Source organism: Pandoraea anapnoica (assembly GCF_902459765.1).
Classification (GTDB): Bacteria; Pseudomonadota; Gammaproteobacteria; order Burkholderiales; family Burkholderiaceae; genus Pandoraea; species Pandoraea anapnoica.
Window position 1 is genome coordinate 104514 of sequence record NZ_CABPSP010000009.1, and the last position, 12755, is coordinate 117268.

The 12755-nt window shown below is 62.2% G+C and carries 11 protein-coding genes; 4 read left to right on the forward strand and 7 right to left on the reverse strand.

All coding sequences use genetic code 11. The annotated features are described in order from the left end of the window. Window positions 1-25: 25 nt before the first annotated feature. The 3 genes from PAN31117_RS15745 to PAN31117_RS15755 form a co-directional block, all read right to left on the reverse strand. Window positions 26-916 (reverse strand): AraC family transcriptional regulator, encoded by an 891-nt coding sequence (locus PAN31117_RS15745; protein ID WP_150739003.1) that lies wholly within the window; start codon window positions 914-916, stop codon window positions 26-28. Window positions 917-1053: 137 nt separating this feature from the next. Beyond that, window positions 1054-1353, reverse strand: coding sequence for a DUF4148 domain-containing protein (locus PAN31117_RS15750; RefSeq protein WP_150739004.1), 300 nt, complete (start codon window positions 1351-1353; stop codon window positions 1054-1056). 253 nt (window positions 1354-1606) lie between these two features. Continuing rightward, window positions 1607-2098, reverse strand: coding sequence for an Rrf2 family transcriptional regulator (locus PAN31117_RS15755; protein ID WP_150739005.1), 492 nt, complete (start codon window positions 2096-2098; stop codon window positions 1607-1609). A gap of 306 nt (window positions 2099-2404) precedes the next feature. On the opposite strand from PAN31117_RS15755, the gene PAN31117_RS15760 reads away from it, so the two are divergent. Continuing rightward, window positions 2405-3484, forward strand: coding sequence for a GNAT family N-acetyltransferase (locus PAN31117_RS15760; protein ID WP_174990987.1), 1080 nt, complete (start codon window positions 2405-2407; stop codon window positions 3482-3484). 54 nt (window positions 3485-3538) lie between these two features. Here the strand turns inward: PAN31117_RS15760 and PAN31117_RS15765 are convergent, their stop codons facing one another. From PAN31117_RS15765 to PAN31117_RS15780, 4 genes are all read right to left on the reverse strand, one after another. After that, the gene (locus PAN31117_RS15765) at window positions 3539-4273 is read right to left on the reverse strand and encodes a transporter (RefSeq protein WP_150739007.1); all 735 of its coding nucleotides are present in this window, start codon (window positions 4271-4273) and stop codon (window positions 3539-3541) included. A gap of 151 nt (window positions 4274-4424) precedes the next feature. Beyond that, the gene (gene mgtA, locus PAN31117_RS15770) at window positions 4425-7178 is read right to left on the reverse strand and encodes a magnesium-translocating P-type ATPase (protein ID WP_150739008.1); all 2754 of its coding nucleotides are present in this window, start codon (window positions 7176-7178) and stop codon (window positions 4425-4427) included. Between the two features lie 59 nt (window positions 7179-7237). Continuing rightward, window positions 7238-7417 carry a hypothetical protein gene (locus PAN31117_RS15775; protein ID WP_150739009.1) on the reverse strand — a complete coding sequence of 60 codons (180 nt, stop codon included), beginning with the start codon at window positions 7415-7417 and terminating at the stop codon, window positions 7238-7240. 92 nt (window positions 7418-7509) lie between these two features. Further along, window positions 7510-7857: a hypothetical protein gene (locus PAN31117_RS15780; protein WP_150739010.1), complete on the reverse strand. Its 348-nt coding sequence runs from the start codon at window positions 7855-7857 to the stop codon at window positions 7510-7512. A gap of 647 nt (window positions 7858-8504) precedes the next feature. Between PAN31117_RS15780 and PAN31117_RS15785 the strand changes: the two genes are divergently transcribed. The 3 genes from PAN31117_RS15785 to PAN31117_RS15795 all read left to right on the forward strand — a co-directional run bounded on the left by PAN31117_RS15785 (window position 8505) and on the right by PAN31117_RS15795 (window position 12723). Next, window positions 8505-9023 (forward strand): sigma-70 family RNA polymerase sigma factor, encoded by a 519-nt coding sequence (locus PAN31117_RS15785; protein ID WP_150739011.1) that lies wholly within the window; start codon window positions 8505-8507, stop codon window positions 9021-9023. Between the two features lie 73 nt (window positions 9024-9096). Further along, window positions 9097-10116 carry a FecR domain-containing protein gene (locus PAN31117_RS15790; RefSeq protein ID WP_246189114.1) on the forward strand — a complete coding sequence of 340 codons (1020 nt, stop codon included), beginning with the start codon at window positions 9097-9099 and terminating at the stop codon, window positions 10114-10116. Between the two features lie 135 nt (window positions 10117-10251). Next, on the forward strand, window positions 10252-12723 hold the full coding sequence (locus PAN31117_RS15795) for a TonB-dependent receptor (protein WP_150739012.1): 2472 nt from the start codon (window positions 10252-10254) through the stop codon (window positions 12721-12723). The last annotated feature ends 32 nt before the right edge of the window (window positions 12724-12755 follow it).

Below are 12755 nucleotides of genomic sequence, written 5' to 3' on the forward strand. Positions count from 1 at the left end.
TCGGATGGCGCCGAACGAAATCGGATTACGCCGCCTGCGCAGGCAACGCCGGGACAATCTCTACGCGCGGACGCGGCAACGTCGTGACCGCGTGCATCTGCGCACGCAGCCAGTCGCGCGGACTGCTGCCGGTCTTGCGACGGAAGGCGCGCGCGAGCGCCGACGCACTGTCATACCCGACCTCCTCCGCCACGCGAGCAATCGGCTGACCGTCGCGCAGACGCTTTTGCGCCAGACCGATGCGCCAATCCAGCAGATAGTCTGCAGGCGACTGTCCAACCACCTCACGAAACTGCGCGGCGAAGTTCGCGCGCGACATGTTGGCAGTGCTCGCCAGCGACTCGACCGTCCACGCTTCGCCGGGTTGATTGTGAATGACGTTCAGTGCACGCGCGAGACGCGGATCGCCCAGCCCCGCCAGCATGCCGAAGCTCACCAGACGATGCTCAAGCACATGTCGCAGCAACTGAATCACGAGAAGCTCGAACAGACGGTCCATGACGGCCAAACGTCCGCAGTTCTGGCCGAACGCTTCTGCGAACAGCCAGTTCAGTGTGAGTTCGAGCGTGGAGAGCGATTTCGTCGGCAGGACGAGAAACTCGGGCAATGCGGCGACCAGCGGATTGTTGTGGCCACCGTCGAACGATAACGACCCGCACACCAGTTCTGTGCGGTCCGCCTCGCCCGAGAGCAATTGATGATGGTTGCGGCGCGGGAAGAAAATCAGCGACGGCTCGACGATCTGTTGTCGCGAACCGTCCTCCATCACGAGCGCGACTTCGCCCGAACGGAGCAAGTGTAGGTGGCCGCCGTCGTGGGCGTCGACACCGTAGCTGGCGAGACCGCAGAGGCCGCCGCTATGAAACACACCGGCGCGAACGCCGAAATTCGAAATCAGGGTGGAGAGCCGGTCCATGGCGCACTCGTCGAAATAACCCGGTGCGCCGATTATGGAGGATTTACGCAACCCTTGCTTGGACCGCTCTTCGCCCCGCTCCTTGCCCTTGTCATGCCTTGGCAGAAGCTCAACTAACGTATTTACCCGACACGCGATCAGGCGCGATTGTCGGCGGCAGCAGCGACCGGCGTGGCCGTCCCGATTTCCGAACGCACTTCCGCGCGCGAGCGACCAACCGACGCACCTTGTTGCAGCAGCGACGGATACGTTTGCAGCGATTGATCCAACTGGCCAGATGCGCGTGCCACACGCAATTCTTCCAACACTTGTGCGCGGCTCACACCTTGCGAAGCAACGGGTTGACCGGCGTCAGCGGTTTGGGTTTCGGCAAAAGCCGAAACGGAAGCCAGCGATGCGGTGGCGATAAGGGCAGCGGCGAAAATACGAGCGTTCATGATGAAACTCCTTTCGGTCGGCAACGTGTGCCGTAAGTCGTTTTCCCTTGTGCGTCCGTCCGAATCACCGGAGGAGCGCTAGCGGGCATGACTAGAGATTACGAAAGGACAGCGCGGCTTGCACGGCAGGACGTCTGCAAGATGCGACCATTCGTCCAGTTCTGACGAACGTGATTGGCGCGCGCTATGGCGTCGATAGCGAACGCTGATCGGATGGCCGAAAAAGGGGGGATTACGGCTGTTGCGCAGCGTCTCAGACGCTGGTGGCCCGCCGTCTGACTTTGATGTCCGAGACCGGAACAACCGCCGCCGCCGCATCACCAAGAAGACGACGCAACACATTCGGCTGGTTGACGAGGTCGGCCAGCGTGTAGCGGTCGAGCACCGCGAAATACGAACGCAGCGCCTCGCCCAGCACGCCGCGCAGATGGCACGCCGACGTGATGACGCAAGCGTTATCGCCCTGATGGAAGCACTCCACCAGCGCGAAATCGGGCTCCATCGCGCGCACCACTTCCCCGAGTCCGATGCGCTCCGGCGCGCGGCCCAGACGAATGCCGCCCGAGCGCCCGCGCACGGTATGCAGAAAGCCCAACTGGCCGAGCTTCTGCACGATCTTCACGAGGTGATTCTTGGGAATGTCGAAGGCGTCCGCCACGGACTGCACGTGCACAAGCTCGTCGGGATGAACCGCGACGTAGATCAGGGTGCGCAGACTGTAATCGGTATGGTCGGTAAGTCGCATCGACGGCGGACAAGGAACGGCGGCGGGAACAACTGAGGCGTCACAGCACTGTGATGCCCCGGATGATGTTGCGAGGCAGTTTAACATGGCCCTGACATGCATCTTATCCCTCATGCCTGGCGAATGGCCGCAGAGGATTTGAGTGAAAGACGATGCGATATTGCAGGTGCACTCCCTCAAGACAGTACGCGTGACTAATTCATGAAAGCGCGCACGCAACGGGGATCGGACGATACCAACGCTCCGGACACCCGTGCAGACATCGGCGTTCTGGCGCGCTCTAACCACCTAACGAACGGAGTCTCCATGGAACGCTCCCCCGCGACCAACATGCATAGGCCGGCCAATCTCCTCAGCGCAAACGAACTAACGCCCGCATCTCGTCCAACGAAGCACCTTTGGGAGGAACTGTCCTGCCTATTTCTCACCGACAAGGCACTCGATGCATCGTCAGCGCTCCAACTACTAGTCGAAGCAACGTCGGCATCGCAACAAGTCACTGCGTTTCCCCGCTTGGCACAATGTGTCGCCCCGGCATATTCGGACGCTTTGCATTGGCGAGTTCGCGACGGCGAGCCCCCAAACTTTCACGTCGGCAATCACATCGTCGGAGGTTGTACCGACTGGATGTCGCTTACCGATGCTCCGATCTCGCTACCCGACGAAGACCGAGTGCTGCTACGCAATACCCTTCGGAATCACGCGCTTCCGACAAGCGAGTCAGGCACTCGCTCGAATTTGAACTTGATCCTGGAGATGCTCGATACCACTTCGCGCTTAGAAACACCGAGAGATCAGACTCCCATAGCTCGTGATGTAACCCCCACCCCGATGGTGCGCAATGCTTCACTACGCCCGCTCAATATTCAGGTCAGGGAATTGACCTCAGACGACGCACCGATTTTTCAGAATCTGCGACTTCATGCACTTCAGCGGAACCGATCTTCGTTCGAAGCCAATCTCGAGGAAGAAGCCACATTGAGCGCCACGTCAGCGTGGACCAAGGTCACAATGAATCCTGCGGGAATCATCTTGGGTGCATTCGATGGCGGCAAGCTGGTCGGGACCGTCGGGCTGCGCTTCGCGCTCGCGCAAAAGCGTTCGCACATCGGCACAGTCTGGGGAGTGTACGTTCACGAAACGGCAGCGAGGCGAGGCGTCGGACGTCAACTGCTTTTGTCCGTGATCGCCATCGCTCGCTCAATGCCCCAACTGGTGCGCCTCAGTCTTACGGTCAATACCGCCTCGACAACAGCAGTCTCGCTTTATGAGTCCCTAGGCTTCGTGAAATTTGGGAGGGATCCGGATGCGCTTCGTTGCGATGGTCAATCTTACGATCGTTTCCATATGCATCTCCCGTTGGATAGCACCTTCACTCCGACATAGATGCACGGACACTTCACCCGCCCCCGAACCCTCCCAACTCCACACCCCATAGACTTACCAACGCATCGTCAGCCCGCCCATCCACGAATAATCGTAGGTTTGCGGGTTCAGACCGCGTCGATACCCGACATCGAGATCCATCCATGACGTCGGGCTATAGATGGCTCCGAGAATCATGAAAGCCGGGTTCGTCTTCTGCGCAAAATCGGGGTTTTGCGACGTACCAACGTCCAGAATCAGTTGCGTCGACGGCAACACGCGATACAACACCGCTGCCGACGCCTTCCACACCCCCTGCCGCTGCCCCTGACGGTTCGCCTGATAGGCACCGCCGGCGTTGGCCAGGAAGGTCCAGTCGTCGATCTGATACTGGGCGAGCAGCGTTGCACCGGCGTTCACCCGTCCCGTGCCCAGTCCGCGCTGATCGTTGCCCGTCGGAAAGCTCAGATACGGCTTGAGGCCGATGCTGAACGCTCCGTCGTCGTACATGCGCCACTTGGCCCCCGTCTCCACGTCGCCAACGCCACTACCCGCGCTCTCGGAGCGGTTCTGGATATTCGTATAAGGCACGTTGACGTACAGATCGAGCGCCTCGCCGACACCGCGCGTGAGCGTGCTGTTCCAGAGCGTCTGACGACCGATGTCCTCCTGCTTCGACGTGACTTCGCCATTCGTCTCGAACTGCCAGTTGCCGTCGCCCTGCGTGCCCGTGTCGTCGGAGGTCAGCGGGTGTGCAGCGAACGCGCTGAGCGGGCAGGACAGCGCGAGATACATCAGTTGCTTCTTCATGAGTCGTTCTCTTTTTTCGTATGCCGTCCCGGGCGGCACGTCAACGCATGCGCCGGGACGAAAGTGTGTGGAGGCAGCGCCCCCGCCCTATCCGGGCGGGTGGCATTGCAACTGCAATGTGTGAGGCAAGCTTTCAGGCTTCGCTCATGAATCAGAACCAGCGGCCGAAGCGGCGGATGTAGACCGTCTTCACCATCTGCGCCAGCGCAATGTACCCAAGCATCGTTGCCACGAGCCAGTAGAAGTACGAGAACGGCAGGCTGACGAAGCCGAACGCCTCGGCGAACGGCGAGTACGGCAACCAGCAAGCGATCGCAATGGCGACGGACGTCGAGAGCATGATCGGCAACGCAGGCGTGCTTTGCAGGAACGGAATCTTCTGCGTGCGCAGCAAGTGCACGACCAACGTCTGCGAGACGAGCCCTTCGATGAACCAGCCCGAATTCATGATGACCTGACCGGCATCGCCACCATGAGCGTGATACAGCGCACCCGCACCGAAGACCGTCCACATCAGCGCATAGGTCGTGATGTCGAACACCGAGGAGGTCGGCCCGATCCACAGCATGAAGCGGCGGATGTTGCTGGCGTCCCACTTGCGCGGCTTCTTCAGGAACTCCGGATCCATGCGGTCCCACGGCAGGAACATTTGCGAGATGTCGTAGATCAGGTTCTGGATGAGCAACTGCATCGCCAGCATCGGCTCCCACGGCAGGAACGCGCTCGCCACCAGCACCGAGAACACGTTGCCGAAGTTCGAGCTGGCCGTCATGTTCAGATACTTGAGGATGTTGCCGAACGTCTCGCGGCCCTTGATCACGCCCGCTTCGAGAACCATCAGGCTCTTTTCCAGGAGGATGATGTCGGCGGTTTCCTTGGCGATGTCCGCACCCGTGTCTACCGAGATGCCCACGTCGGCATCGCGCAGCGCCGGGGCGTCGTTGATGCCGTCACCGAGGAAGCCCACCGTATGGCCGTTGGCCTGCAACGCCTTGACCACACGCGCCTTGTGCAGCGGGGCGAGCTTGGCGAACACGGTCGTGCGTCCCACGACTTCGCGCAGCGTGGCGTCGTCCATCGGCTCGATGTCGGCACCGAGCAGCGGCGTGCCCGGTTCCAGCCCGACCTGACGGCACACCTTGATCGTGACGATGGGGTTGTCACCCGTGAGCACCTTGACCGTCACGCCATGCTCGCGCAGCGCGGCAATCGCCGGGGCGGCGGAATCCTTCGGCGGATCGAGGAAGGTCAGGAAACCGCACACCGTCAGCTCACGTTCGTCGGACGTCTTGTACTGCGTCTTCGTCTCGCCCGCCGGGATGTCGCGGGTGGCCACGACCAGTACACGGAAGCCGTCTTCGTTGTAAGCCTCGGCGCGCGCAATCAGCATGGCGCGGGCCGTGTCGTCGAGCGCACGCACGCCCTGCGGGGTCTTCACGTGCGTGGCCACGGACAGCATTTCTTCGACAGCCCCCTTCGTGATCATCTGATGCTCGCCGCGGTCGTTTGCGACCACGACAGACAGACGGCGACGCACGAAATCGAACGGCAGTTCGTCGATCTTGGCAAACGCGCGCGGCTGCACCGATTCGCCGATCTCGTTGGCGCGACGGATGATCGCCACGTCGATCAGATTGCGCTGGCCGCTCTGGTGATAGCTGTTGAGCCAGCCCAGACGCAGCACATCTTCCTGCTCGTCGCCCGCCACATCCAGATGCTGTTCGAGAATGATGCGGTCCTGCGTGAGCGTGCCGGTCTTGTCGGTGCACAGCACGTCCATCGCACCGAAGTTCTGAACCGAGTTCAAGCGCTTGACCACCACCTTGCGGCGCGACATCGCCAAAGCACCGCGTGCGAGGTTGGCGCTCACGATCATCGGCAGCATTTCGGGCGTCAGTCCCACGGCCACGGCCAGTGCAAACGTCAACGCGCTGACCCAGTCGCCTTTTGTGAGGCCGTTGATCATGAAGACGATCGGCACCATCACCAGCATGAAGCGGATCAGCAGCCAGCTCACACTGTTCACGCCACGGTCGAAGCTCGTCTCCACGCGCTTGTGGCTGACGACGTTCTTCGCCAACGCGCCGAAATACGTGTCGCCACCGGTGGCGACGACCACGCCCACGGCCGTGCCGCTCACGACGTTCGTCCCCATGAAGCAAACGTTGGACAGGTCGAGCAGGTTGGCATTGCCCTCGCCCGCAGCAATCGACGCCGACTTCTGAGCGACAGCACCGAGTGTGTCGTACTTCTCGACGGGCAACGCCTCGCCGGTCAGCACCGCCTGACTGATGAACAAGTCGCGCGATTCGATCAGACGCAGATCGGCCGGGATCATGTCCCCTGCCTGAAGCGTCACGATGTCGCCCACGACCAACTCGCGCATGGCGACCTCGTGACGCTCAGACTTGCCCGATGCCGACAAGCGGCGGCGCACGCTGGCCGTGGTGCGCACCATCGCCTTGAGCTTCTCGGCCGCCAGCAGCGACCGGAACTCGGAGAAGAAGCGCAGGAGACCGCTGATCGTCACCATCGTCGACAGGATGATGATGCCCTTGTAATCCTGATCGCCCGGATCGGCGAAGTAGACGTCGGTAAAGAAGCTGATCGTGACGAGCGCGAGCAGCACGAAGACAAACGGATTATTGAAGGCGCTGACGAGCTGACGTGTCCAGTGCGGCGGCTTGTCGTGCGCGATTTCGTTCGGCCCGTAGCGCGTCTGGCGCTGACCGACGTCGGCGAGCGGCAGGCCGCTGACATCGGTGCCGAGCGTGTGCAGAACCTGTTGTAGTGGTTCGGTCGCGAGACGTGCGACGACTTCGGGGCCCGAGAGCGGCAGGTCGGACGCTGTGGCGTTGTCGACGAAGCCGCGCTGCTTATGGCGGGAGCGGTGGTTATTTGTCATGACGATTTCCTGGCGCGACTTACGCTTGCCCTGAGGGGCGGAGCGGCCGGCCGGTCTCGTCAGTCGCTACCGAAGGTCATCTCTCCGGAAAAAAGCGCGAACGCACCCAGCCGCGCCGCGCAGCGCGCGGTCGGTGAAAGCAAAAAACTACGTGGATCTGGCATCGGATCGCCCGCCGGGAAGCCATACGTCAGAGGCATGGTCCCGACGGGCCACATTCGGCTACTTTCGTCTTCCATTTCGGACTCCTTATGTTCGTTGATTCGTTACGCGGGAAAACGCGCGTGGCGTCATCCGGCAGTGAGGGGTCGAATCGGTCGGCCGCGCGGCACTAGGCGTGCGCGGGCATCCCGCGAGTAGCCGCACGACGCGAGGCGTCGTCGGACCAGAACACGCGGCGCACGCTGCGCTCACCCGACAGCCGCATGACGAGCGACGTGAGCGAAGCGCGCGAACCCTGCGGGCAGTCGAGGGTGACGGTGGCGGACGCCTCGTCGCGGTCGCTCCAGCGGGTGATGCTGACGTGCGTGGCGCGCAGGCCGAGCGCGGTGAGATCGATGAACATCTGCTTGCGCAAGGCCCCGAGGGCCTCGGCCAGACAAACGATGGTCAGATGCGACACCGGTGTGGTGCGCGTCGGTTGGCTCTGGAAAGCCTGGAAGGTTTGAAAAGCTCGCATGATTTCCTCGCATGGCTGCGAAGTGTCGGTGCCGCATGTGAGCGCGCGGCACGGACGGCCGGCTCGCGAGAACGCATCGTTGCAACACACGCCACAAAACGCATGCGCAAGACGACAGCGCCCATCACAGGCACGACAGTGGAAACTTTTGCGGGAATGGCGCCGGAAACATACGCTCAGGGCGAGCGTTCAAGTGGCGCGAGACACCGCATCCTGCATGAGGACGCGGCACAGGGAAGGCTGTGGATCCTCAGGCAATCAATCGATCAAAGATCGAGGACTACTGGCATCGGAATTCACGGACTAACCCCTTAAATTGAAGACAGGGCGGATGGTAACTGAGGCCAAATTGGAGCGTCAAGCAATAAATGCTGCATCGCAAACATCTTCGGAATTCTCCTTAATACAACACCGACGTCGACCGCTCACGCCCATCCCACGGCCCTGAGCGACGACACCCCGAATTCGGCACTCCGATGTTTTGTCTATGCCCAAAGCACTTCAGATTGACAGGGATATTTCCCATACGTTATTAATAATGATTATCATTAACAAATTATTGGCATTTGTCTCAACTGCTGCATGACCGTTGTCGGCGTTCGCGCCGGTTCTGAGCGTCGTGAGTAGACCGAGCATCAGGCTGGATCATGCAAACCCCTGGCACCCTCCCCTCTACCGTCGAGATGTTGTACAGCCATCACCATTCCTGGTTGAAGGGCTGGTTGCATCGACGTCTGGGCAGTGCCGAACAAGCCGCCGACATCGCGCACGACACCTTCGTGCGATTGCTCGGCAGCGAGCGGGTCCCCGCCTCGTTCGACGAACCGCGCGCATATCTCACGACGGTTGCACAGAATCTCGTCTCGAATCACTGGCGACGTCAGAAGCTCGAACGCGCGTATCTCGAAGCGCTCGCACAGGTACCGCGCGACGTCGAATGGTCGCCCGAAACGCGCGCCATCATGCTTGAGACGCTGCTGGAACTGGATCGCCTCCTGGACGGCCTGCCGACCATCGTGCGGCAGGCGTTTCTGTATTCGCAGCTCGACGGACAAACGCACGCCCAGATCGCGGCCACGCTCGGCATCTCGATTCCGACGGTCAAGCGCTATCTCGCGAAAGCCTTGCAGCGCTGCTATTTCGCCGACTTGTCTTTTCTCGACTGAAGTTTCTCGACTGATGCCGCATCGTCAGCCCCCTCGCCCTCGGCCGTCCGGCCAACCCGACAACGCCACCGCCATGCCTGCCATTCGCTCAAGCTGGTACGACGCCACCACCGACGCCGCCAAACTACCGGCAGACGTGGCCGAGCGCGCAGTTGAGTGGCTCATCGAATTGCAGGGCGACGACGTCTCGCCGCAGACTGTCGCCGACTGGCACGCATGGCGCGACGCGCATTCCGATCACGAACGTGCGTGGCAACGCATCGAGTCTGTCAAAGGCAAGCTCGCGCCGCTCGCCGCGCCCGTGGAAGCGGGCGTCGCGCAGGCTGCGCTGGCGCCGAGCGCATCGCCTCAGCGCCGCCGCGCAGTGAAGTCGCTGGCGGTGCTGCTTTTCGCTGGTGGGGGCGCATGGGGTGTCTTGCATTCGTCGTCATGGCAACACTGGTCGGCCGACGTGCAAACCGCCGTGGGCGAGCGTCGCAAGTTGCAATTGGATGACGGCACGCAGCTCGTGCTCAACACCGACAGCGCCATTGACATCGTCTATCGCCACGACGAACGTCGCGTCAGGCTGATCGACGGCGAAGTACTGATTACGACAGCGCCGGACAACCATGTGCCGCCCCGTCCGTTTCTCGTCGAAACATCTCAGGGCACGGCACGCGCGCTCGGTACGCGTTACACCGTGCGTCAGTTCGACGACGGCACGCATGTCAGCGTGTTCAAGGGCGCAGTGGAGATTCGTCCGCGCGCCACATCCGAAAAATCGCTGATCGTGCAGGCCGGACACCACGCGCGCTACACGACGCACAGCATCTCCGAAGCCACAGAAACGCCCACGGACGACGCGACGTGGGCCGAAGGCTTCATCCTCGCGCGCAGCATGCGGCTCGGTGATTTCGTAGACGAGTTGGCGCGATACAGCAATGCATCGCTCTCGTGCGATGCCAGCGTGGCCAACTTGCGCGTGTCGGGCACGTTTCCGCTCGACGACGTCGGCAAGGTGCTCGACACACTCGGCACCACGCTCGCAGTGCGCACCGAGGCTGTCACCCGCTTCTGGGGCACCCGGGAAATCCGGCTCGTTCCGGCCTGAAGCAAGGATCGGACGACCGAATCCAGTTGCATTCACGCGGCTCAACAATTTTTTGAAAAAGGTGATCCGTTTCTGTTTTTCGCGGGTCATGGAAGTCGAGCACCACCGCTCTACTTCCACACGAAAGGTCAGATCATGGGTCACGTCCGTGGGCAGCAACAGCGCCCCAGCCAACTAAATTGGGTCCATCGCCGCACGCGGATGGCCTGCGCATTGGGCCGCATCGCCCTTGGCGCAGCCGTTGCCGCACCCACGGGCGCGGTCCTCGCAGTCGTCCTCACGCCGCTCGCAGCACAGGCCCAGAACACGGCCGCACCGGGCTCACGCGCCTTCGACATTCCCCCAGGCTCGCTCGAAGACGCACTGAGCCGCTTCGGTCGCGACGCGGGCATCATGCTGTCGTTCAAGCCCGAAGTCACGGCCGGACGTCGCAGCAACGGCCTCAAAGGCACCTACACGCCGCGTAACGGCCTCGACGCGCTCGTCGCTGGCACGGGTGTGGAAGTCGTCCCGCAATCGAACGGCAGCTTTCTGATTGCCCCTGCAAGCGGCGCAGCGAGCTTGGACGCCGCAGTCGCCCTGCCAACGACCCACGTCACCGCCACGTACGACACCGGTCTGCAACCGGCCTACGCGGGCGGCCAGATCGCGCGCGGCGGCAGCCTCGGCATGCTCGGCTCGGCCGACGCCATGGATGTGCCGTTCAGCACGATGAACTACACCGAGCAGATGGTGCGCGACCAGCAGGCGCGCACGCTGGCCGACGTCGTCATCAACGAATCGTCGGTGCGCATGCTGACCTCCAGCGGCGGATTCGGCGAAGACTTCCAGATTCGCGGCTACACGGTGTCCAGCAGCGACGTGGGCCTGAACGGCTTGTACGGCATGGCGTCTGCAAGCCGGGTACCTGCGGCCATCGTCGAGCGTATCGAAGTGCTCAAGGGACCGGGCACGCTGATGAACGGCATCGGCCCGAGCGGCAGTATCGGCGGCGCGATCAACGTCGTGACAAAGCGCGCGACGAGCGAGCCGATCACGCGTCTGACGACCACCTTCCAGAGCAAATCGCAACTCGGCGTCGAAGCCGACGTGGGGCGTCGCTTCGGCGAAAACCAGGAATGGGGCGTGCGTCTGAACGGCGTGTTCCGTGGCGGCAACACCACGCTCGACAACGGTAAACAGAACATCGGCTTCGGCTCGGTCGGCCTCGACTACACCACGCAACGTCTGCGCTGGACGCTCGACGCCTACACGCAGCACGAAGGCGACGACAACTTCCGTCCGCAGATCGGCTTCCAGTCGTCCGTCAAGAAGATTCCGGACGCCCCCTCGGGCTATCGCAACTTCTACCCCGGCAGCGAGCTGCATCTGCACGACTCAGCCGTGACCACACGCCTCGAATACGACGTGCTGCGCAACGTGACGGTGTGGGGCGCCGTGGGCTATCACTATGCCACGGCCTATCAGACGTTCCCGAGCGGCCCCGCCGACGCGCTCGGCAATTTCACCGTCATGAATTCGTATTACGACTCGTACACGCGCTCGCGCACCGGCGAAGTGGGCGCGCGCATGAACTTTAAGACGTTCGACGTCGGTCACACACTGACGGTGCAAGCGTCGCGTCTGGAACAGGACTCGGGCAATGCCTATGTGCCGGGCGCGACGTCGGTCGCCTCGAACATCTACAACCCGTCGCCGCTGCCCAGCATCGGCGCGGCGCGCACCGATGCAAAGAAGGCGTCGGAATCGGTGCTGACCAGTATCGCCGTGACCGACACACTGTCTTTCTTCAACGACCGCGTGCTGCTCACCGGGGGCCTGCGTCACCAGCGCGTTGCACTAGATAACTTCAGCACCGCCACCGGCGCGCTGACGGGCACGTACAACCAGAGCGCCGTCTCGCCGCTCGCGGGTATCGTCGTCAAGCCGCTCCAGAACGTGTCGGTATATGCAAACTTCACCTCGGGTCTGTCGCGTGGCGGCACTGCGCCCGTCGGTACCGTCAACGCCGGACAAGTGTTCCCGCCGTACAAGTCGAAGCAGTACGAAGCCGGTGTGAAGACCGATTGGGGTCCGGTCACGACGACGGTGTCGGTGTTCCAGGTGCAGCGCCCGAACGCCGTGACCGATCCGTCGGCCAACCTCTACAGCTTCGACGGCGAACAGCGCAATCGCGGCATCGAACTGTCGGCGTACGGCGAAGTCGTCAAGGGTCTGCGCCTGATGGCCAGCGCCACGTTCTACGACGCGAAGCTCACCAAGACCGCTGGCGGCACCAACGACGGCAACGATGCGAACGGCGTGCCCAAGCGCGCGTTCAATCTTGGCGTCGACTGGGATACGCCGTGGGTGCAAGGCCTCTCGCTCAACGGCCGCATCATCAACACGTCGCGCATGTACTTCAACGCCGCCAACACGCTCGAATTGCCCGCGTGGACGCGCTACGACATCGGCGCACGTTATCGCACGCGCGTCGCTGGCAAGTCGGTCGTGTTCCGCGCCAACATCGAGAACCTCTTCAACTCGAACTACTGGTTGATGAGCGGCACCTACGCCACCGTGGCCGCGCCGCGCACGTTCCTGCTCTCCGCGCAAATCGACTTCTGATGACGAACGAAATGCCGATGAGCCCCCACCGA